Source organism: Sorangium sp. So ce590 (genome assembly GCF_051521365.1).
Lineage (GTDB): Bacteria > Myxococcota_A > Polyangia > Polyangiales > Polyangiaceae > Sorangium.
Genome location: NZ_CP150346.1, coordinates 10,042,158 through 10,063,918, shown reverse-complemented (window position 1 = coordinate 10,063,918; position 21,761 = coordinate 10,042,158). Strand labels below are relative to the sequence as shown.

General features: G+C 72.7%; 18 protein-coding genes. 11 read left to right on the top strand and 7 right to left on the bottom strand.

Annotation, left to right across the window (positions count from 1 at the left end; genetic code table 11):
* Positions 1–59 precede the first annotated feature (59 nt).
* The 5 genes from WMF28_RS38165 (at position 60) to WMF28_RS38145 (ending at position 6,317) form a co-directional block, all read left to right on the top strand.
* Entirely contained in the window at positions 60–1,523 is a 1,464-nt protein-coding gene (locus WMF28_RS38165) for a hypothetical protein (protein ID WP_437598524.1), read from the top strand.
* A gap of 202 nt (positions 1,524–1,725) precedes the next feature.
* Positions 1,726–2,727 carry an expansin EXLX1 family cellulose-binding protein gene (locus WMF28_RS38160; protein ID WP_437598523.1) on the top strand — a complete coding sequence of 334 codons (1,002 nt, stop codon included), beginning with the start codon at positions 1,726–1,728 and terminating at the stop codon, positions 2,725–2,727.
* Between the two features lie 34 nt (positions 2,728–2,761).
* The gene (locus WMF28_RS38155) at positions 2,762–3,865 is read left to right on the top strand and encodes an alpha-hydroxy acid oxidase (protein WP_437598521.1); all 1,104 of its coding nucleotides are present in this window, start codon (positions 2,762–2,764) and stop codon (positions 3,863–3,865) included.
* A gap of 160 nt (positions 3,866–4,025) precedes the next feature.
* The gene (locus WMF28_RS38150; protein ID WP_437598520.1) at positions 4,026–5,051 is read left to right on the top strand and encodes a metallophosphoesterase; all 1,026 of its coding nucleotides are present in this window, start codon (positions 4,026–4,028) and stop codon (positions 5,049–5,051) included.
* Between the two features lie 225 nt (positions 5,052–5,276).
* Positions 5,277–6,317, top strand: a complete 1,041-nt coding sequence (locus WMF28_RS38145; RefSeq protein ID WP_437598518.1) for a Gfo/Idh/MocA family protein — start codon at positions 5,277–5,279, stop codon at positions 6,315–6,317.
* A 120-nt stretch (positions 6,318–6,437) separates the two neighbouring features.
* Here WMF28_RS38145 and WMF28_RS38140 read toward each other — a convergent pair whose 3' ends face one another.
* Complete coding sequence (locus WMF28_RS38140; protein WP_437598516.1) at positions 6,438–7,427, bottom strand: Kazal-type serine protease inhibitor family protein; 990 nt, start codon at positions 7,425–7,427, stop codon at positions 6,438–6,440.
* A 944-nt stretch (positions 7,428–8,371) separates the two neighbouring features.
* Between WMF28_RS38140 and WMF28_RS38135 the strand changes: the two genes are divergently transcribed.
* Positions 8,372–9,598, top strand: a complete 1,227-nt coding sequence (locus WMF28_RS38135; protein ID WP_437598514.1) for an ROK family protein — start codon at positions 8,372–8,374, stop codon at positions 9,596–9,598.
* A 138-nt stretch (positions 9,599–9,736) separates the two neighbouring features.
* On the opposite strand, the gene WMF28_RS38130 is transcribed toward WMF28_RS38135, so the two are convergent.
* Positions 9,737–10,156: a membrane spanning transport protein gene (locus WMF28_RS38130; protein ID WP_437598513.1), complete on the bottom strand. Its 420-nt coding sequence runs from the start codon at positions 10,154–10,156 to the stop codon at positions 9,737–9,739.
* 15 nt (positions 10,157–10,171) lie between these two features.
* Positions 10,172–10,951 (bottom strand): helix-turn-helix domain-containing protein, encoded by a 780-nt coding sequence (locus WMF28_RS38125; protein WP_437598512.1) that lies wholly within the window; start codon positions 10,949–10,951, stop codon positions 10,172–10,174.
* 270 nt (positions 10,952–11,221) lie between these two features.
* Between WMF28_RS38125 and WMF28_RS38120 the strand changes: the two genes are divergently transcribed.
* From WMF28_RS38120 to WMF28_RS38110, 3 genes are read left to right on the top strand one after another with little or no spacing between them, the layout of a single operon-like run.
* Entirely contained in the window at positions 11,222–12,316 is a 1,095-nt protein-coding gene (locus WMF28_RS38120) for a hypothetical protein (RefSeq protein WP_437598511.1), read from the top strand.
* A gap of 52 nt (positions 12,317–12,368) precedes the next feature.
* Complete coding sequence (locus tag WMF28_RS38115; RefSeq protein ID WP_437598510.1) at positions 12,369–12,572, top strand: CopZ family metallochaperone; 204 nt, start codon at positions 12,369–12,371, stop codon at positions 12,570–12,572.
* A gap of 46 nt (positions 12,573–12,618) precedes the next feature.
* On the top strand, positions 12,619–13,998 hold the full coding sequence (locus WMF28_RS38110) for a GH1 family beta-glucosidase (RefSeq protein ID WP_437598509.1): 1,380 nt from the start codon (positions 12,619–12,621) through the stop codon (positions 13,996–13,998).
* A 74-nt stretch (positions 13,999–14,072) separates the two neighbouring features.
* Here the strand turns inward: WMF28_RS38110 and WMF28_RS38105 are convergent, their stop codons facing one another.
* Together WMF28_RS38105 and WMF28_RS38100 are read right to left on the bottom strand one after the other, a co-directional pair.
* The gene (locus WMF28_RS38105; RefSeq protein ID WP_437598508.1) at positions 14,073–14,378 is read right to left on the bottom strand and encodes a hypothetical protein; all 306 of its coding nucleotides are present in this window, start codon (positions 14,376–14,378) and stop codon (positions 14,073–14,075) included.
* A gap of 300 nt (positions 14,379–14,678) precedes the next feature.
* The gene (locus WMF28_RS38100; protein ID WP_437598507.1) at positions 14,679–16,829 is read right to left on the bottom strand and encodes a protein kinase domain-containing protein; all 2,151 of its coding nucleotides are present in this window, start codon (positions 16,827–16,829) and stop codon (positions 14,679–14,681) included.
* Positions 16,830–17,098: 269 nt separating this feature from the next.
* Here WMF28_RS38100 and argS point away from each other — a divergent pair, with 269 nt between their 5' ends.
* Together argS and WMF28_RS38090 are read left to right on the top strand one after the other, a co-directional pair.
* Entirely contained in the window at positions 17,099–18,832 is a 1,734-nt protein-coding gene (argS, locus tag WMF28_RS38095; RefSeq protein ID WP_437598506.1) for an arginine--tRNA ligase, read from the top strand.
* Positions 18,833–18,978: 146 nt separating this feature from the next.
* A complete protein-coding gene (locus WMF28_RS38090; RefSeq protein ID WP_437598505.1) occupies positions 18,979–20,211 on the top strand; it encodes a choice-of-anchor L domain-containing protein in 1,233 nt (410 codons plus the stop codon).
* A gap of 84 nt (positions 20,212–20,295) precedes the next feature.
* Here WMF28_RS38090 and WMF28_RS38085 read toward each other — a convergent pair whose 3' ends face one another.
* The gene (locus WMF28_RS38085; RefSeq protein ID WP_437598503.1) at positions 20,296–20,733 is read right to left on the bottom strand and encodes a hypothetical protein; all 438 of its coding nucleotides are present in this window, start codon (positions 20,731–20,733) and stop codon (positions 20,296–20,298) included.
* Between the two features lie 516 nt (positions 20,734–21,249).
* Positions 21,250–21,627 carry a hypothetical protein gene (locus WMF28_RS38080; protein WP_437598502.1) on the bottom strand — a complete coding sequence of 126 codons (378 nt, stop codon included), beginning with the start codon at positions 21,625–21,627 and terminating at the stop codon, positions 21,250–21,252.
* Positions 21,628–21,761: the final 134 nt, after the last annotated feature.

Below are 21,761 nucleotides of genomic sequence, written 5' to 3'. Positions count from 1 at the left end.
TCGCGGGCCTCCACCTGTCCGGGGAACATCCTGGCGCTGCTCGGCGTCGGGCTGCGGTGATGAGCTCTCCGCCCCTGCGCGCGTGCGCGCTCGTGCTGGCAACGCTCGCCGCCTGTCGTGGGGGCTCGGGCGCGCCGGGCGCCGGGCCGGCGCCGGACGCGGGCGCTGCCGGGCCGCCGCCCTCCGTTGCGTCCACCGCGAGCCCGGCGAGCGCGCTGTCGCTGGACGCGGGGGGGGTGGATGCGGCGGCACCGGACGCGGCAGCGGCGGACGCGGCGGCACCGGACGCGGGGGGGGTGGACGCGGCGGCACCGGACGCGGCAGCGGCGGACGCGGCGGCACCGGACGCGGCAGCGGCGGCTCCTGGCGCGGGCTGCAAGCTCCTGCGGGGGCCGCTCTCGCTCTCGCTCCGCGGGCCGGCGCTGCTGTGGACCCCGGACGAGGCGGCGCGCGCCGACTTCCGGGTGATCTTCAACCGCGACGGCGTGGCGCAGCACGTCGCGCCGGCGCTCGGCGGGCTCGCCGCGCCGTCGTTCGGGCTGGCCGCGGGGGCCTCGCCGCCCCGGGACGCCGCGCAGGCGCTCGGCGCGCTCGCTGCGCCGGCCTCGCCGCCCCGGGAGGCCGCGTCCGACGCCGGGGCCGCCGGCGGAGAGCCGGCGCGCGCCTCCTGGCCGGCGTGCGCGGTGGCCTCTCGGTTCGTGTTCTGCATGGATCACGGCGGCACGATCCGGAGGACCCCGCTCTGGGGAGCGGAGGGGCCGCCCATCGGCGCCGGGCGCCGCGGCACGGGGATCTCCGCCGTCTCGTTGCCCGGAGGGCACACGCTCCTCGCCTTTCTCTCGGATCGGAAGACCAGCGAGGGGGTCGTGACCCAGGCCTTCGCGGTGCTGGACGACAGGCCCGCCGTGCCGCTCTCCGAGGAGGGCAGCGGCGCGACCTTCGTCGCGCTGTCGCCGTGGAAGGGCGGGGCGCTCGCGATGTACATCGACGCGCGCTCGGCGCTGACGCCGGTGCACGCCCGCACGCTCGGCCTCACGCCGGAGGGCAAGATCGAGCTCGGGCCGGACGCGGTGCTGTTCGTCGGCGACGCGGGCGAGTCGCGGATGGGCGGCGCGCTCGCGGTCGGCGCCGGGGGCCCGGCGTACGTGCTCCTCCCGGCGGCCAGGGACATGTCGGCGTTCGGCATGGCGGCGATCCGCATCGACGAGGCGCCGCGCGACGACATGCCGGCGGCCTGGTCGCTCTACCCCAACGGGCTGAGCCCCGCGCCCATCGCGGCCACGCAGGGCGTCTCCCCGATCCACGTCGCCCGGGTCCGGCCGATCGCGCGCGAGCCCGGGTCGCGGCACGCGATCGAGCTCGGCCAGCTCGACGGCGAAGGGCGGTTTCAGCCGCGCTGCCTCGCCGTGGAGGGCACATCGTTCAACCACGTCGCGATCGAGGCGGAGCGCGACGGCTCGCTGTGGATCGCGTACACGACGGACGCCGGCACCTTCGTCGAACAGCGCGCCCTGGGGCCGTGAGGCTCGCTGCCGCGTTTGAACATGGCAGTCCGCCAGGCCGGTGCCCCGCATGTTGCGCGACGTGCGTCAGGGCCCTTTTCCCATCGGGCGGCGGCGCGCCGCGGCTGTTGCACGGTTGGCCCGCCTGGCGTAAGCCAGTCGCGTCGACTCGCGGATCCATCCCTATCATAATTCTTAAGGAGCCGAGATGAAGCTGGATTGCGTGCCCACGGGCATTTTATGGCCGCTCCTGTCGCTGAGCGCGCTCGGCGTCGCCGGCTGCGGCGGCGACGGCGGCGGCGACGCCGGCGGTGGCGACGCCGGCGGTACGGAGAGCACCTCGACCGCGGCCGGCGGGGAGGGCGGCGCGGGCGCGGCCGGCGCCGGGGGCGCGAGCGGCGCCACGACGGGCATGGGCGCTGGCCCGAGCAGCTCCGCGACGACCGGCAGCGCCTCGACGAGCAGCGGCGATCCCGGCGCCACGACCACCGCCACCACCACGACGGGCGCGGGCGGCCCGTCGGTGAGCTGCAACTATCCCGCGGAGGCCGCGAACGGCTCCATCACCTTCTACACGCTCGACATGGGCTCGACCGAGGTGAACTGCAGCTACCAGATCACCGGGCGGAACCCGGACGTCGTCGCGCACGTCCCCTTCGGCGGAGGCCAGTACTTCGCCGCCATGAACACCACGGACTACGACAGCGCGGGGATGTGCGGCGCGTGCGTGGAGGTCTCCCGGGACGACGGGCGCAAGGTGCAGGCCATGGTCGTCGACCAGTGCCCGATCGCCACGAACCCGAAGTGCGTGAAGGGCCACATCGATCTCAGCAAGAACGCCTTTCTCCAGATCGGCGCCGAGCACGAGGGGTATCTCGGGACCACAAACGGCGGCGCCGCCGGGAAGATCTCCTGGCGGTACATCCCGTGCCCCACGACGGGTCCCGTCACCTTCCGACTCAAGGACGCGACAAACCGGTACTGGAACGAGATCGTCGTCGAGGGCCACGCGCACCCGATCGAGAAGGTGGAGGTGGAGATCAACGGCACGTGGCAGACGGCCACGCGACAGTCGTACAACTATTTCCTCGTCGGCGACGGGGACATGGGGTCTGCGCCGTACCATGTCCGCGCCACCGACATCAACGGCTCCACCGTGGAAGGGATGCTCGACCTCAAGGGCGGAGAGCAGCCCGCGAGCGCTCAGCTCCCCGCCTGCGACTGACTGGACGCATCGCCGGGCTCTCCAGGAGATCACCGTGCAAGACCCTCCCCCCGCCCCGTCGCTGCTCACCGTCGACGACTTCGAGCGCGCAGCGCGCGCGCGCCTGTCCAAGATGGCCTATGACTACTACCGATCCGGCGCCGACGAGGGCAGGACGCTCCGGGAGAACCGCGCCGCTTTCCGCCGCCTCGAGATTCATTATCGCGTCCTCGTCGACGTGGCCGAGCGGGACATGAGCACGACCCTGCTCGGCACGACGGTGCCGTTCCCCATCCTCGTGGCGCCGACCGCCTATCAGCGCCTCGCGCACCCCGACGGCGAGCTCGCCTCGTCGCGGGCGGCCTCCGAGCTCGGCACCATTTTCACGCTCTCCACCCTCTCGACGACGAGCCTCGAGGGGGTCGCGGAAGCGTCTCCGGGGCCGAAGTGGTTCCAGCTCTACGTCCACAAGGACCGAGGCCTAACGCGCGCGCTCGTCGAGCGGGCCGAGTCGGCCGGCTACCGGGCGCTGATGCTCACCGTCGACACACCGCTCCTCGGCCGCCGGATAGCGGACGTGCGCAACCGCTTCGCGCTGCCCGAGGGGCTCGTGATGGCGAACCTCCTCGACGCCGCGGCGGCCGCGCCGGCCGCGGAGCGGGGCTCTCTGCTCGCGGCCTACGTCGCCTCGCGACACGACGCCTCGCTCACGTGGCGCGATGTCGAGTGGCTCGGCTCGATCACGCGGCTCCCTCTCCTGCTCAAGGGCATCGTCCGGCCCGACGACGCGGTCCGCGCGCTCGGCGCCGGCGCGGCGGGCGTCATCGTCTCCAACCACGGCGCGCGGCAGCTCGACGGCGCCCCCGCCACGATCGAGGTCCTCCCGGCCATCGCCGATGCGCTCGCCGGGCGGTGCCTGGTGCTGATGGACGGCGGTGTCCGGTGGGGTACGGACGTGCTGAAGGCGCTCGCGCTCGGCGCCCGCGCGGTGCTGGTCGGGCGGCCAGTCCTGTGGGGTCTCGCCGCGCTCGGCGGCGAGGGGGTCGCGCGCGTGCTGGCGGGCCTGCGCGACGAGCTGTCGATCGCCATGGCGCTCGCGGGCTGCCCCACCCTGGCTTCCATCGATCGCGACCTGATCCGCCGAGCTCAGGCTCGGTGAGGGAGGCCCGAGTCGCACGAGCGCGGAGTTTTCCAAGGTTGACGCGGGCGGGCGGGCGGGCAGGCAGCGGACGGGCGGATTGCTGCGCTGCCAGCATCAAGGCGTCTTCGACGAAAGAAAAGGTGGCGGCCACTCAACCTCACCCGTACACTCGGCGACGGTGAGCGACGCAGTACCTGCCAGGGATGCAAGGGAGCGGTGGCGTGGGCTCTTCAGGCGAGGCGCGGGCGCCTCGGGTGGGGTGCCGGATGCCGGGGAAGCGGACCCGACCCTGGGGATTCGCCTCCGGCGCTTCGCGGGGCCGGCGGCTTACCTGGAGCAGCTGTCGTCGCTTCGCATTGCTCACCTGACGGACCAGCATGTCGGCCGGGTGACGTCGGTGCGGGTGCAGCGCGCGGCCGTGGCGCTGACGAACCAGCAGCGGCCGGATCTGGTCGTGCTCACGGGCGACTTCGTGTGTCACAGCCAGCTTTACCTCGATCAGCTGGAAGAGGTGGTGCGCGGCTTCGAGGCGCCGGTGATCGCGGTGCTGGGGAATCACGATCACTGGTCGGGCGCCGACGCGGTGAGGCGCGCGCTCGAGCGGGGCGGCGTCGCGGTGCTCTGCAACGCGAGCACGGTGATCACGCTGGGCCACGAGCGGCTCCAGGTGGTGGGGCTCGACGACGCCTATACCGGCCACGCATCGCGCGAGAAGGCGGTGAAGGGAATGCGGCGCGACCTGCCGACGCTGGGCCTTTCGCACATCGCCGAGGAGGCGGACGGCCTATGGCGTCACGGCATCCCGCTCGTGCTCTCGGGTCACACGCACGCGGGCCAGGTGACGGTCGCGCGCCTGCACGAGCTCTCGATCGGCAAGATCGCGGGGCACCGGTACATCCACGGCCTCTACGGCACGCGCCAGCGGGGGGAGCCCGGCCAGGGGGCGGTCTATGTGGGGGCGGGGATCGGCGCGGCGGTGATGCCGCTGCGGCTCGGCGAGCGCGGTCAGCGCGAGGTCGCGATCTTCGAGCTCGGCAGCGAGCCGGGGTCGTTCGACGAGCACCACGCCGAGCAGGCGCCGCACCGCGGGCGCAAGCCGTCGCCGGAGCTCCTGGCGAGCCGGGCGGCGCGCGTGGCGAAGAACCGGGAGCGGCGGGCGCGAGCGCACCGGCACGGCGAGGGGAGCGCCGGGGGAGAGCTCTAGCTCATCCCGGTCGCGCGTCGCGCGGGAGGTCTCGTCGAGGCGCCGGCCCCGGGGCCCATCCTGGGCGCGGAGTCGGGGACGAGCCTTGGGCGATCTCCGCGCTGCTCCGCGCCAGCCCGGGTGCAGCGCGCGGCTCGGCGCCCCCTCGAACGCGCTGCGATCGTGGCGCGGAGGGCGTTTACAGACGCGCCGTGGGCCTCTAGCTTCGCGAGCAGCGAGGTGCCCATGTCCCTGTCTACCCAAGGTCCGAACTCCGATGAACCCCTCACCCCCGTGCGCTGGGGCGTTCTCGGGGTGAGCCACTTCGCGATGAATGTCAGCCTGCCCGGCATGAAGCGGGGGCCCCTGACCCAGCTCGCCGCGCTTGCATCGCGCGACCTCGGCAAGGCGCGCGCCGCCGCGCAGTCGCTCGGGATCCCGAAAGCGTACGGCAGCTACGAAGAGCTGCTCGGCGATCCGGAGATCGATGCCATCTACAACCCGCTGCCCAACCACCTGCACGTGGAGTGGACGGCGCGCGCGGCCCGCGCCGGCAAGCACGTCCTGTGCGAAAAGCCCATTGCGCTCAGCGCCAACGAAGCCGAGACGCTGGTCGCCGTCCAGCGCGAAACGGGCAAGCGGATCACCGAAGCGTTCATGATCCGCAACCACCCGCAGTGGCAGCAGGCCAGGGAGTGGGTGCGAAGCGGCCAGATCGGCGACCTGGTCAGCGTCCAGATGGCGCTCTCGTATTTCAACCGCGACGCCGCCAACATCCGCAACAGGAAGGAAGTCGGGGGCGGCGCGCTCTACGACATCGGCTGCTACGCGGTGAACACGTCGCGCTTCCTGTTCGGGCGCGAGCCCGCGCGGGCGATGGCGCTCATCGCGCGCGATCCCGACTTCGGCACCGATCGCTTGACCTCGGGCCTGCTCGACTACGGCGGCGCGCACGTGACGTTCACGTGCAGCACGCAGGCGGTGGCTTACCAGCGCGTGAACGCGCTCGGTATCAAGGGCCGCATCGAGATCGAGATTCCGGTCAACGCCCCCGCCGACCAGGCGTGCAGGCTCTTCCTCGATGACGGCTCGACGCTGAACTGCAGCTCGGCCCAGGTCACCTCGTTCCCCGCCGTCGACCAGTACCACCTGCAGAGCGAGGCGTTCTCGCGCGCCATCCGCACGGGTGGCCCCGTCGAGAATTCGATCGAGGTCGCGGTCGGCAACATGCGGGTCATCGACGCGCTCTACCGCTCCGCCGAGAGCGGGCGCTGGGAGACGATCTAGCGGCGCGCTCCTCGCCGCCCAGCGCGCCCGGCGTCGTCGCGCTGGGCGCCCGGCGTCGTCACGGCCAGGCGTCCGGAAGAGTCGCGTGATCGGGCGGGGAGAGCGGCGCGCCGATGTCGTTCACTCCACAGGTGCGCTGTCGCACGCGCCCCGGACATCGACGGACATGCCGCTCGCGGCCGCGATGCAGGCGTTGGAGTAGGTCTGGCCATCGCAGCCGCACACGGGCGCGAGCTCCTTCGTGCAGACCTCGGGCCTGTCCGCGCAGCTGCCGGCCGCGTCCGCGCGCCCGCAGATCGCGTCGGGCGCGTACTTGCAGTAAAGCCCCTCGCCGCACACGCGCAGCCCGCCGAGGGTGAAGCCGCCGCAGCTCTCGCCGAGCCCCACCACCGTGGGGCCGCACTCCCCGAGGCTCCTCACCGAGACGCCGGCCGTCGCCGCTACACAGTCGTTGCCGTACGTCCGGCCATCGCATCCGCAGACAGGATCGTAGTCCTCCCTGCACGCCTCGGGCACGAACTCGCACGTGCCGCTGCGGTCGTACGCGCCGCAGTTCGCCTCGGGGGCGAAGTCGCAATACAGGCCCTCGGCGCAGCGGATGCCCGCGATGCCGGCGCACATGTCGCCCGGCTGCGCCACGGGCGAGCAGACGTCGGCGCCGCAGGAGAGCCGGAGCTCCACCTCGACGAGCGTCCGCGGCGAGAGGATCTGCACGACATACGCCCCGGTGCCCCGGCTCTCCCACGTCGAGATCGCCTGCCCGCGGGGGCCCCTGGTCCGCCGGACGTGCCTCAGCCTCCCGTCGCGCGTGACCTCGTGGAGCCTGAAGTCGACAGCGGCGTCCCTGCCCCCGGCGATCGACTGCAGCTCGAGCGTGATCGTCCTGCCCGGGTGGCTCGTGAAGTGCGCATGAACCGATCGCCCGCGGTCCACCGTGAAGCGGTTCTCGTGATCGAAATATGCCGGGACGAGCGCCACGTCGCTCAGCCTGATCGCACCCTCGACTGCCCCGGTCTCCTCCAGCGCCTCGGCCTCGGCATGGTCGTATGATGCCGTGCAGCCAGCGAGCGTTACAGCGAGAACAGCACCCAGAACATCTGCCATCTTCATGATCGTGCAAACTCCTCGTGAAGAGACAGGCCCAGCGCTCCGGGCGTCTCCTCGGAAATGCGAATCGCGTGCGAGCAGGGCGACGCCAGCGCAGCCGCCGGGCGAGCTGCCTCGGCCTGCTATCCCAGGCAGGCGGTTGCTAGGACCCGGTCAAGGACCCGTCAATCGCCGCTGAGAGAGCGGGCCGACCGGCCCTCGCGCCAGGGCTGCCCTGCGTCTCGCGTCTCTCTGCGATGTCGCCGTATCCTCCATGTCGTCGAGCCCACGCCCGACCTGGGGCGGTAGTGCGTCGGTACGTCCGCACTCCAGCGCCTTGACGATCGCTCTCCTTCGGTCATCCACGTCGTCAGCAGCTCTCATCGACTCAGCGTCTGGTCGCCTCCCGCATGGGCCGTTTGCAATCAGCGTTCCCCGCGAGAACAGATGAGCCCGCTCGTCGCTGAACTTTGCAACGTCACGGCAGCGCGGAGCGCGGCGATCGTCGGATCCGGACGGGTCGGACGGGGAGGAGAGCGCGCGCACGCCGTGTTCCCACCTCACACGCGAGGATGAGGCGTTCCGCCACACGGGGGTGCTCATCGTACGATTCCTTCCCTTCCTGCGAGGCAGTTTGCTACGCGCGAGACCTGGAGGGGCGCCGCCGAGGCCGTGGTCGTTCTCCGGGTCACAGCGTGTGTGATGCTGACATAACTGCTCCGGCGATCCGCGGGCGTCCGGGGCGTGGAGCGCAGTGGTGCGCGGTGAGCGAGGAGGAAATCAACGGAAGTAAGCCGGTGGAGAAGGGTGGAGAACGCCGCGGGGAGGCGAGGGCGACAAGGAGCGCCCGCGCGCGGCCTGGCGGATGATGATGATGCCCGGCGGGGCGCCGCGCGCGTTTCCTGGGCGCGCGGCGGTGACGCCCCTTGCTTTCACCGCGTGAGAACGGCTAAGTCTCGGTCTGCTCGATGGTCCGTGCGAACGACAAGACGGCTAGCAACCGCACCCCTCGGGAGCTGAACCGCTCCCTCGTCCTCGATCTCGTGCAGGAGCACGGCCCGATTTCCCGCACGAACCTCGCGCGGCTGAGCGGCCTGACCAAGCCGACGGTCTCGGCCATCATCGAGGAGCTGCTCGAGAGCGGCAGCGTCCGCGATGTCGGGACCGAGTCGCGCGGCGGGCGCCCGGCGCGGCTCCTCGAGTTCAACGATGATAGCGCGGCGTTCCTCGGTATCGAGATCGGCGTCGAGCAGACGGCCGTGGCCGTGGCCGACGCGCGCGGGCGGATGCGGGCGCGCCTGGAGCAGCCCACCGTCCTGCGCGATCCGCACCGGACGGTCCGTGACATTGTCGAGCTGTTGCCGAAGGTGCTGCAGCTGAGCGGGGTGCCGCGGAAGCGGCTGCGCGGCGCCTGCGTCATCATGCCCGGGCTCATCGAGCGGCCGAGCGGCATCTGCGTGCTTGCGCCCAACCTGGGCTGGGAGCGGTTCCCCGTGCGCGCGGAGCTCAGCCGCGCGCTCCGCATGCAGGTGTCCGTGTACAACCTGCCTCAGGCGGCGGCGGTGGCGGAGGGGGAGCTCGGCGCCGCGCGGGGGCTCGCGTCGTACGTGTGGCTGTACGTCGGGCTCGGCGTGGGCGCGGGCCTCGTCGTCGATGGGCGCCTGTTCTTCGGGATGCAGGGGTACAGCGGCGAGATCGGCCACTGCCGCATCGCCGACGACGGCCCGCGTTGCGGCTGCGGCCGCCGCGGCTGTCTGGAGACGTTCACCTCGGTCATGGCGCTCCGGCGCGCCGCGGAGGAAGCGTCGGCGCGCTCTCCCCACCTGGCCGCGCTCTCCCGGCCGCACGCCGTCGGTGACGTCGCGAGCGCGGCGCTCGCCGGCGACGAGGGCGCCCGCGCGATCTTCCGCGAGGCGGGCGCGCAGCTCGCGCGCGGCATCGGGGTCCTGCTGAACCTGCTCAATCCCCAGCTCATCGTGCTGGGCGGCGAGATGCTCGCCGCGCCCGACATCCTGATCGACGGTCTGCGCGAGGAGCTGCCGCGCCACGCCGTCCGCGCCGGGGAGGTGCCGGTGGTCGCCTCTCCGCTCGGCAGCGAGGCCGGCCTGCTCGGCGCCGTCCTGCTCGCGCGCGAGGGCGCTGTGCGCTCGCTCCGCCTCGTGCCCGACGGCGTGCTCCAGGACAGCCCGCCGTAGCAGCGCCGCTGCGGCGCGTGCGCGCCCGCCCGGGAGAGACACAGAGGCAGAGGACAGGAGATATTAAATCTCTCTCTCTCCCTTCCTCTGTGCCTCTGTGGTTGCTCTCTTCACGCCTCTCTCCCGGGCGCCTCGGCGCTACACGGGCGAGGCGCGCGTCGCGCTGTTCACGGGGGCGGTCGATCCGGAGCGCCCCTCGGCGAAGAGCGGCGCGAACGCGCGGCGATCGTGCCAGGTGAGGGCGCCGAGCAGGCCGAGCAGGATGACGGCGTTGATGCCGGCGCGGGGGTCGAGCAGCAGGTGAAACAGGGCAATGTTCACCACGACCGGCCAGAGCAGCGCGAGCGCGAGCGGGCGGCGCCGGTCGAGGAGGAGCAGGACCGCGGCGGTGATCTCCACGATCTTGACGGCATGGATATAGCCGCTGTCGACCAGCAGCTGGACGAACGGGTGAAGCGGCTCGGGGACCGGCACGATGCGCACGAATCCGTTGATGCCGCCGAGCAGGACGATGAGGCCGAGGGCGACGCGGGCTGCGCCGAGAGCGCGAGGGGGCATGGGTCCTCCTGGGGTTCAGGGGATCATCCTGGGCCCGGCTGCGGCCGGCGCTTGTACGAAGTGGCTGCGCGCGACCGAGCCCGGCGTGCGGCCCAGCGTGGCGGCGACGGCGCGCGCCAGGTGGGCCTGGTCGTGGAAGCCGCCGGCGTGCGCCGCCCGGGCCGGCGCGGTGCCGTCCACGAGCGCCCGGACGGCCGTCATGACGCGCAGGAAGGTCACGTAGTCGCGCAGCGGGTGGCCGAAGGCGTCGTGAAACAGGTGCGAGAGCCGCGAGCGCGAGAGGCCCTCCGCGGCGGCGAGCGGGCCCAGCGCGGGGCGACCCGGCGCCTGCTCCGCGAGGCGGCGCATCGCGCGCAGCACGCGGCGATCGAACGGCGGGCCGCTCGGCGCGAACGCGGCGGCGCACGCCCTCATGAGCTCGTGCGCCGCCGCGTGATCGAGCCGGCCACGGAGCACGGCGCGCGCCGCCGCGCGCATCCGATCGGCCTGCGCACCCTCGAGGACCAGCACCCGCCCGCGGGCGACCGCCTGCGCGCCGGCGCCGAGCCCATCGGGCGGCAGGAAGACAGTGACCGTCACGCCCGGCGCGCCGACGGAATGGACGACCCCGGCGCCGGTGAGCACGGGCGCGCGCACCCCGAACGGCCGCCCGCCCTCGACATCGACCTCGAGAGGACCGTCGACCGGCACCATCACCTTGACCAGGTGGAGCGCATGGCGGCGCGTGCCCCCGGCGCCCTCGACGATGTGCACGCCGCCGTGACCGACAAGCGCCGTGTGCTCACGAGCCGTCACGCGCAGGAGCGAACCACTCCGGCGCGGGCGGCGCAAGCACACAGCCGCGGAGAACCGCCACGAGCACCTGAATCCGAAATGGACGAGGCGCGCGCCCGTAACCACGTCGGAGCCTCCTGCCCGGCAAATCCGAGGTGGCGAAAACTGTCGTCAAGACTGGCAGACCTGCGCCGGGTCCGAGTAGGATCCTCGCCCGTTGGAAGCGACATCACGGCGGATTGGGGCCGCCGGGGTGTTGGCGCCATGGCCTCGTGCCGGAGGACTGGACGCATGAACAGGTTTCTTAAGCATTACATTTTTGCATCCGTTTTTCTCATCGTCGTGGCGATTTCTTCCTGCGAGCGGATGAGCCATCTGGGAGGGAGGTGCGAGTCGACCGCCGATTGTGAGTCGGACACCGAGTACGCGCCCGGCACGGAGTGCACGGACAACGAGTGTACCTGCGTCCAGGAGGGCCACACGCTGTGCTGCGGGCCCGAGGACACGTCGCCTGACTGCTTTCTCGCCTGCCGCCCGTGCAGCGAGTGCCAGGAGGGCTGGTTCAGCTGCGCGCCGGGGACGGCCGGGACGGCGTGCGACAACGACGCGAAGTGCGCCGGCCCGCCGGACTCCCGCTGCGGCGTCGGGCAGTGCGTGGACAGGGTGTGCCAGGTGGAGATCTACCCGGGCCCGCTGTTCTCCCAGCTGCGCGGCGACTGCGCGCAGCTGGAGTGCACGCAAGCGGGAGAGGTCGTCTCCAGGGCGGATCCAGCCGACTTCTACAACGACGGCAACCTGTGCACCTCCGACGTCTGCTCGGCGGAGAACAGGCCTGTCCACGTGCCTTTCGACAACGGGATCAGCCTCATGGATCTCTACAAGGTCGACCAGATCTGCTACGAGGCGCAGCCGTTCGACTGCATCGTCGAGGACGACCAGTGCGGGCCCCGCCGCATCTGCGTCCCGACCGTGGGCGCGCAGCAGGGCGGGGGCTTCTGCGCGCCGAGCCACTGCATCAACCTGCGGCGCGACCCGGACGAGGCCGACGTCGACTGCGGCGGCATCTGCAGGCGACCCTGCGAGAGCGGGTCGCTCTGCGCCGTCCCGCAGGACTGCATCTCCGGCGTGTGCCTCGGGAGCCCGAGGACCTGCCAGAGCCCGTCGACCTCGGACGGCGTGCGAAACGGCTCCGAGACCGGCGTCGACTGCGGCGGTCCGTGGTCGCCCTGTCCGCCGGGCGAGGGCTGCGCGACCGGCGCGGACTGCGAGACCGGCGTCTGCTGGGCGGCCGTGTGCGAGGAGCCGACGTGCATCGACGGCCTGCGGAACGGCGGCGAGCTCGGCGTGGACTGCGGCGGGCAGGCGTGCCCGGCGTGCCCGCGTTGACCTCGCCGCGCCCGCGTTGACGCTGCTGCCTCGCGCGGGCATAGGGGGGGAGATGCGCAGACTTGCTATCGAAGGAATGACCTGCGGCCACTGCGTCCAGGCGGTCTCGAAGGCGCTCGCGAAGGTCCCCGGCGTCACGCGGGTGAGCGAGGTGAGCCTCGAGCGTGGAGAGGCGGTCGTCGAGGGGAGCGCGGCGGCCGAAGCCCTGCTCGCGGCCGTGCGCGAGGCCGGCTACGAGGCGCGAGACGCTGGCTGACGTCGTGGTGCGGCGCTCGGCCGCCTTTGATAGGGTGATGGCCACCATGACGCGAGCACAGAGCGAAAAGGGCTTTCCGGAAGGGTTCCTGTGGGGCGCCGCGGCGGCGTCGTACCAGATCGAGGGCGCCGCGTACGAGGACGGCAAGGGGCCGTCCGTGTGGGACATGTTCTGCAGGAAGCCGGACGCGGTGTGGAACGGCCACACCGGCGATGTCGCGTGCGACCACTACCACCGGTATCCGGAGGACGTCGCCCTCATGCGCGATATCGGCCTCCGCGCCTATCGACTCAGCATCTCGTGGCCGCGCGTCTTGCCGGAGGGCACGGGCGCCGTCAACGAGCGCGGGCTCGCGTTCTACGATCGGCTCGTGGACGCGCTGCTCGAGGCGGGCGTCGAGCCGCACGTCACGCTGTTCCACTGGGACTTCCCGCTCGCGCTCTACCACAAGGGCGGCTGGCTGAACCGCGACAGCGCCGAGTGGTTCGCCGAGTACACGAGCGTCGTGGTCAAGAAGCTCGGCGACCGGGTGAAGGACTGGATGACGCTCAACGAGCCGCAGGTGTTCGCCGGCGCCGGCCATTACGAGGGTCGCCACGCGCCCGGCGACCGGCTGCGCTTCGCCGAGGTCCTGCGCGTGTGCCACCACGTCCTGCTCGCGCACGGCAGGTCGGTGCAGGCCATCCGCGCGGCGAGCCCGGGCAAGTGCAACGTCTATTATGCGCCGGTCGCGCAGGTCAAATACCCCGCCAGCCCGTCACCGGAGGATCTGGAGGCCGCGCGCGCGGCCACGTGGGCGGTGAACGCCCGCACCACGTGGACCAACACGTGGTGGATGGATCCCGTGTTCCTCGGCAGGTACCCCGAGGACGGGCTCCGCCTGTTCGCGAAGGAGCTGCCCGAGGTCCGGAGCGGCGACATGGAGATCATCGCGCAGCCGGTCGATTTCTGCGGCGTGAACGTCTACTGGGGAGTCCCGGTGCGCGCCGGGGCGAGCGGCGCCGCCGAGGTCGTGCCGCACCCCGTGGGACATCCGATCACCGCCTTCGAGTGGTCGGTCACCCCGGAGTGCCTCTACTGGGGGCCCAGGTTCTTTTACGAGCGGTACAGGCGCCCCATCGTGATCACCGAGAACGGCCTGTCGACCCGGGACTGGATCTCGCTCGACGGCAAGGTGCACGACCCCCAGCGCATCGACTTCATGGCGCGCCACCTGATCGAGCTCCGCCGGGCGATCGCCGAGGGCGCGGTCGTGAACGGCTATTTCCACTGGTCGATCCTCGACAACTTCGAGTGGGCCCACGGCTACAAGCACCGCTTCGGCCTCGTCTTCGTCGACTACCCGACGGGAAAGCGCGTGCTCAAGGACTCGGCGCACTGGTACCGCGACGTCATCGCCTCGAACGGCGCGACCCTCGCGGGGTGAGCGGGCGGCGGCTCCCGGCGCCTGCCCGGGAGGCGCCGCAGCGCGATGGGAGGCCGCGGCCGTGGAGGCGCGGCTCAGGAGGCGATCGGCTCGTCGCCGTCTTCCTCGTCGTCGAGCGGCTCGTCGTCCTCCCCGCTCGCCAGGTCGTACCCGTGCGGATCGAACTCGTCGAACATGGCCTGCAGGCGCTCGGTCAGCGAGTCCCACGTGTCCGGCGGCTCGCCCGCGTGGCGGTCGCGCTCCGCGAGGGCGAGCGCGGCGGCGACCGTCGCGGTCAGCGGGCGCGCGTCCTGGAGCACCGCGACCTTCGAGGTGTCGCCGCTGCACGCATAGGCCAGCAGATAGGCCCTGTAGATCTCCTCATTCGTCTTGTCGCTCATTCCTCTTCCTTCGTCCTCGTCGTCCGCGCCGCGCGTCCGCTGCCGTGCTCTGGCCTCCTGCTGGGCGCTCGGGACCGGGGGCGCGAGCGTAGCCCATCTCGGCGGCCGTCGGGGAGGGTCCGTGTCCCGCCGGGAGCCCGGGCCGCGCGGGCGCAGCGGGATCCGCGCGGGCGCAGCCGGATGGTGGGGTCATTTGAACATGAAGGCGGGAAGGCGGGAAGAAAATCTCAATGATTTTCCTGCCTTCCCGCCTTCATGTGACATCTCTCTGGGCAAATGCCCCACCACCCGCAGCCGGGGTCAGTGGCGCAGCCGGTCGCGCAGCGCGCGCACCGCGCGCTCCAGCCCCGCGTGGTGGTGGAAGCAGCATTGCCCGATGCGCGGCTGGCACTGCGACGAGCGGAGCATCTCCAGGAACACGAGCGCGCGCGCGTCCCCCTCGAGCGCCGCGCGCTCGAAGAGCGCCGGCTTGCGACGGCAGGGGGCCTCGCGCAGCGCCACGGCGATGCGCAGCGGGACGCTCGCGCGCTCCAGCACCTCGGGGCGGCGGAGCAGCGCGGCCGCGCGCTTTCCGCCCTGCGTGCCGCCGTAGCCGCTCACGATCTCGTAGGCGATGTCGAGGCCGTCCTCGCCGAGGCGGCTCTCCAGCGCCTCGAAGATCGCGTCCGCGCGGCCGTCGATCCGGTACGAGCTCTTCACCGTGACGGCGGCCGCGGCCGTCATCACGTCGCGCTGCTCGAAGGCGGAGCGATCCTCCTCGAGCAGCACGAAGAGCGCGCTCTCCGCGTCCTGCCACCGCTTCGCCTGGACCGCCCCCACGAGGCGCTCCCGCTCGGCCGGCAGCTCCGTGCGGTCGAGCGGCCCCGGATCGGCGAGCGCCGCGCCTGCAACCGGCGTCGCGCCTGCAACCGGCGCCGCGCTCGCAACCGGCGCCGCGCTTGCAACCGGCGCCGCCCCGGAGTCGGCCAGCCCGGGGGCCGATGCGCTCGCGGCCGGCATCGCCGGGGGGGCTGGCGGAGGGGCGCCGAGGGCCGCTGGCACCGCGGCGGCCGGCGCTGCGGCGGCCGGCGCGTGCATCGCGGCGGTCGCTTCCGGGAGCTCCGGGGGGGCGGCCGCCGGCGCCGGCGCGCCCGCCGGCAGGCGGCGGAGGAGCGCCGCGCCGGCCGCGCCGGCCGCGACCACCGTGGCCATCGCGACGAGCCAGCCCCGGGCGCCCCTCCGCGGCCGCGGCCGTCGCTCCGCCGCCCCGCGCGCCTCGTTCCCGGCCGCGTCGAAGCCCGCGCCTGCGGTCGCGCGCGGCGCCCCGAGCGCTCCGGTCGCGGCGCCTCCGGCCGCGGGATCGCCGGCCGCCGCGCCTCCGGCCGCGGCGGCTCGGTCCTGCCGCGCCGGCGGCTCGGGCGGCGTGGCGGCCTGGAGCGCGCGCAGCGGATCGCCGAGCGGCCACGCCCCGCTCGAGAGCGGCTCTTTCCACGGGAGGAGGCCGAGCGCCTCGGACCTCGGCACGGCCGCGTCGAGCGCGGCGAGCAGCGCGCGCGCGGTCGCGGGGCGCTCCGCCGGGTCCTTGCGCAGGAGGCGCATCACGACCGCCTCGAGCTCGCGCGGCACCGCCGTGCCGGGAGCGCGCAGGCGGAGCGGCGGCGGCGCCGTGTTGCACTGCTCGCGGAAGAGCTCGACGGGCACGATCGCGTCGAACGGGTGCTTCCCGGCGAGCATCTCGTAGAGGATGAGCCCGAGCGCGTAGAGATCGGAGCGCTCGTCGACGGCCTCCATGCCCTGCGCCGCCTCCGGCGCCATGTACGCGAGCGTGCCGAAGACGATGCCGCTCAGCGTGATGCGGGCGGGCTCTGGCCGCGCGTCGCCGCTCTGCGCGTCGGTCGTGGAGAGGCGCTCCAGGGGCACCTTCGCCAGCCCGAAATCGATGAGCTTCACGGCGTCGGTGCCGTCCTCGACCAGGACGTTGCGCGGCTTCAGATCGCGGTGGATGACGCCGCGCTCGTGCGCCGCGGCGAGCGCCGCCGCGATCTGCCGCGCGATCTCCGCGGCGCGCGCGGCGGACACGGGCCCCTTCTTGATGATGCGATCGAGCGTGGTGCCGCGGACGTACTCCAGCACGAGGAACCGGGCGCCGTCGGGGAGGGTCCCGAAGTCGGTCGCCGAGGCGATGTTCGGGTGCTGGATGTGCGCGCCGGCGATCGCCTCGCGCTCGAAGCGCGCGGTGAGCTCCGGAGAGCCCTGCGCTGCGGGCAGGAGGAGCTTCACCGCCAGCCACTTGCGCAGGAGCAGGTGCTCGGCCTTGTAGACCGCGCCCATCCCGCCGGTCGCGACGAGCTCCACGATCCGGTACCGGTCCGAGAGGATCGCCCCCACCATCTGGGCCGCCGCGCTCTCCGCGGGCGCGTCGCTCGCGGCGGGGGGCGGATCGCCGGGGGCAGGGGGCGGGGAGGCGCTCACGGGAGGCGTGAACTGTCCGACCTTGCCCGATTTTTGTCAAAGGGGGATCGCCGCCGCGCGCCGCGCCTGCGCGCGCGCAGGTAAGGCCCGCTTCGATCGGTGGATCCGTCGATTGTCGCGCGGTCGACGCGCATCGACCGCGCGAGGATTCGAGCGCTCGGCCGAGGCGGTCGCGCCGGGGCTCGCGTCGCGCGCGCCGCTCCGCGGGGCGGCCGTGGAGCGCCGGCTTGCCTATTGAATTGGCCGCGCGCCCGGGCCAAGGATGCGCCATGGCCGATCCCGTCCACGCCCTTTCCCGCGCTTTCCAGGAGGCGATCACCGCCGTGTTCGGCGCCGAGCACGCCGCCACCGATCCCTCCCTGCGCCGCTCCAGCCACGCCGACTACCAGGCGAACGCCGCCATGGCGCTCGCCAAGCGCCTCGGCAGACCGCCGCGCGAGGTCGCGGCGGCGATCGTGGGGGCGCTGCAGCTCGGCGGGATCTGCCGGAAGGTCGAGATCGCCGGCCCGGGGTTCGTGAACCTGACGCTCGAGGACGCTTACCTGACGCGCGAGCTCGCCGACACGGCGGGCGGCGGGCGGCTCGGGATCGCGCCCGCGGCGCAGCCCGAGACGGTGATCGTCGATTACTCGGGCCCCAACGCCGCGAAGGAGATGCACGTCGGTCACCTGCGCAGCACGATCATCGGCGACGCCCTCGCGCGCGTGCTCGAGGCGCTCGGCCACCGGGTGATCCGCCAGAACCACCTGGGCGACTGGGGCACGCCGTTCGGCATGTTGATCGAGCACATGCTCGATCTCGGCGAGGCCGCCGCCTCGCAGGAGCTCTCGGTCGGCGATCTCGACGCGTTTTACAGGCAGGCGCGCGCCAAATTCGACGGGGATCCGGCGTTCGCCGAGCGCTCTCGCCGGCGGGTCGTGCGGCTCCAGGGCGGCGACGAGCAGACCCTCGGGCTCTGGCGGCAGCTCGTCCGCGAGTCGACGCGCTACTTCGAGTCGGTCTACCGCCGCCTCGGCGTGACGCTGACCGAGGCCGATTTCGCGGGTGAGAGCTTCTACAACCCGATGCTCGTCGATGTCCTCGCGGAGCTCGGCCAGAAGGGGCTGGCGCGCGAGAGCGAGGGGGCGCTCTGCGTCTTCCCGGCGGGCTTCACGGGCAAGGGCGGCGAGCCGCTGCCGCTCATCGTGCGCAAGCAGGACGGGGGCTACGGCTATGCCACGACGGATCTCGCGGCGATCCGCCACCGCCTCACGACGGTCGGCGCGCGGCGGCTCATCTATGTCGTCGGCGCGCCGCAGAGCCAGCATTTCGCGATGGTCTTCGCGACGGCGCGGGAGGCGGGCTGGCTCATGCCGCCGGCGCGGGCCGAGCACGTGGCCTTCGGGTCGGTGCTCGGGGCCGACAAGAAGATGTTCAAGACGAGGAGCGGCGACACGGTGAAGCTCTCGGATCTGCTCGACGAGGCCGTGGAGCGCGCGACGAAGGTGGTGCGGGAGAAGAACCCGGAGCTCGACGTCGAGGCCGCGGGCGCGGTGGCGCGGGCGGTCGGCGTGGGGGCGGTGAAGTACGCGGATCTCTCGAGCGATCGGATCAAGGACTACGTGTTCGACTGGGATCGCATGCTGGCGTTCGAGGGGAACACGGCGCCTTACCTGATGTATGCGCACGCCCGCATCCGGTCGATCTTCCGGAAGGCGGGCGTGGAGTCGCCGCGCGGCGCCGGGATCGCGCTGGGCGAGCCGGCCGAGCGGGCGCTCGCGCTGGAGCTGCTCCGGTTCGGGGCCGTGCTCGAGGACGTGGCCGCCACGCTCGAGCCGCACCGGTTGTGCGTCTATCTGTTCGAGCTCGCCGGTTCGTTCACGACCTTCTACGAGCGCTGTCCGGTGCTCCGGGCCGAGACCGACGAGGTGCGCCGCTCGCGCCTTGCGCTGTGCGATCTCACGGCGGAGGTGCTGGCGAAGGGCCTCGGCCTGCTCGGGATCGAGGCCCCGGAGCGGATGTAGCGCGGCCGGGGGTGGGCGGCCGACCGGGGTTGAGGCCGACCGACCGGGGTTGAGGCCACCCGACCGGGGTTGAGGCCACCCGACCGGGGTTGAGGCCGACCGGGGTTGCGCTCGGGCTCGAGGCCGACCTCGTGGCAAAGTGCAGCATGACTGAACGACGGCTCGCTCCCCCCGCTCCCGGCGTTGCCGCCTTGGCGGCGCTCCTCGTCGCGCTCGGGTGCTCGGCGGTCGGGGGCTCGCCTGCGCAGGGCGGCGCGGGCGACGGGCGCGCGGAGCCCCCGGACGCCGGCGGCGAGGACGACCCCGGCGGGCTCGATGAGCCTGGCGGGCCCGGGTCGGTCAGCGGCGGCGCCGGCCCCGTCACCGACCCCCACGCGGACAGCGACGGAGACGGGTTCACGCCCGCGGGCGGCGATTGCAACGATGCCGATGGAAATGTGAACCCCGGCGCGATCGAGGTCGAGGTCACCGAGCCCGACGCGAGCGGCCAGATCCCCGCGCCGGCGGACGAGGACTGCGATGGCGCGATCGACAACGTCGCACCTCCCTGCGACGACGGCCTCTCGCTCGAGGATTTCGATCCGGCGAACGGGGCCAGGGCGATCGACCTCTGCGCGTTCGCCTCCCGCGAGGACGTGCGCTGGGGCGTGCTCTCCGCGAGGTACGTCCGCGGGGACGGCTCGCCCGCGGCGCGATCGCCCGCCGTCGGCCTCTTCGACGGGTTCGGGCCCAACGTGCGCGTGCAGGGCGGCGCGCGCCTGCTCGCGCTCTCGACGGGGCGCGCCCGCCTGCCCGACCACCCGGACGCCTGCTGGTCCGAGAGCTGCTCGAGCTACGGCGCCGGCGCCGCGCCGCCCGGGTTCCCCCAGGACAACCCCGACTGTCCTCCCTCCGATTTCATCAACGACGACATCGGCCTCGAGGTCGTCCTCCGCGCGCCGCGGAACGCGACCGGCTACGAGTTCCTCTTCAAGTTCTATACGTACGAATATCCGGAGTGGGTCTGCGAGGACTTCAACGACCAATTCGTCGCGCTGGCCACGCCGGCGCCTCCCGGATCGTACAACGGCAATCTCTCGTTCGACGGGGAGGGCAGGCCGGTCAGCGTCAACATCGCGTTCTTCGATGTCTGCGACGGATGCCCGCTCGGCTCGGGCGAGCTCGTGGGGACGGGCTTCAGCCCGCGCCACGACGGCGGCACCCGGTGGCTCAAGACCCGGGCGCCGGTGCGCGGCGGCGAGGAGATCTCGCTCCGGTTCATCCTCTTCGACACCGGCGACGATCGCTTCGACTCCACCGCGCTCATCGACGGATTCCGCTGGATCGCGACCGGCGGCACGGTGAGCCTGGAGACCGCGCCCGCCGTCGATCCCCGCTGAAGCAGCAGGCGCTCCCCCGTCGCGTCGACCTCTCGCCGCGCCGCGAGCGCCGCGGGGCCCGGTCGCCTCGCCGCGATCCCCGCGCTACCGGCAGGCCCGACACGCCCCGCCGCAGTCCACGCCGAGCTCGCTTCCATTCAGGACCCCGTCGTCGCACGAGGGCTCCTGGCAGACACGCTCCCTGCACACCCCGGACCCGCAGTTCTCCCCGGCGAGGCACCCCTCGCCCGCGGGGCAGAGCGGGCACGAGCGCGTGCCGCAGTCGACGCCGGTCTCGAAGCCGTTCGCCACGCCGTCCACGCACGTCGGGGCCTGGCACACCCCGAGGCGACAGACGCCCTCCTTGCAGTCGATTCCCGTCTCGCAGGAGCCTCCGAAGCGGCAAGCCCCGCACGAACCGCCGCAGTCGGTGTCGGTCTCGCCTTCATGATCATCCTGGATGCCATTGCTGCAGTGAGGCGGTATACAGGCATTCTCGGTGCAGGTCCAGCGCTCGGGGCACTCGTTGCAATTCCAGATCATGATGGCACCATCCTCCCCGCACGACAGGAAAAAAGGCGCCGTCAGCCCCAATGCAATGACGCGTCGAAGCATGGTGCTCGCTCTTCTCGTAGTTGATGGTCTGGTGACGACGACAGTACATCATGCACGGCCATCGAGGGCACCGATCTGGCCATTTGCGCGCGGATTTCTGGCATTCCGGACTGCTGGATCAGATTGCCAAATAATCGACATGGAGAGATTTGCCGGCGGCGCGGAGTCTGGCTCCGACGCGCGGAGATGGGACATACGGAGATGGGACGTGCAGAGTAAGGGGAGGGGAGGGGAGCTCATCGGCGCGCAGGGCGCCGCCGCACCGGCCGTTCTCTACGGATTCGACAGGAGCCGATCGTTCGGTGGAGCCGGTGGAGCCGGTGGAGCGCGCGGCCGACAGGATCGCTCGGAGCGCTCTGGCCGGGGGGTGAGGGGGGAGAGGGGTTCTGCGAGGGCGCCTGGGCTCCCGGCCCAGGCGGCGCTCTCGGGGGGGGCGCGCCGCGCTCAGGGGCGGGCGGTGGCGCGGCGCGCCGCGACGAAGGAGCGCACGCACAGGGCGACGAAGCCCGCGGACAGGACGGCCATCAGGGACTGGGCGATGACGGCCGGCGGGCGCGCCACGTCGCCGCCGGAGAGCAGCGCCGGCAGCTGGGACAGGCCGCGGATGGAGCCGAGGAAGCCGAGGATGCCGATCAGCGCCGACGCGTGCATGGCGTGCATGCGGTACTTCTCGTTCCTCGCGAGCAGGCCGAGCCCGAGCGCGACAACCCCGAAGCCGGCCGGGATGAGCGCCGTCGGCGCGCTCGTCGCCGCGAAGCCGCCGACGCCGAGCGCTGTGAGCAGCGCTCCGTAGCCTATCGTCAAATTGGACATGCTCGACATGAAGAACCTCCTGGTTCGGAGCCCCCGGGATACCGCGCCCGGCGCGCGCCCGCCACCGCGGCCGTCCGCGCGCTCTCCCTGCGGCGAGGCGCGACCGGCGGCGCGGGCCTGTGCGGGCGGAGCGCGGCGGCGTG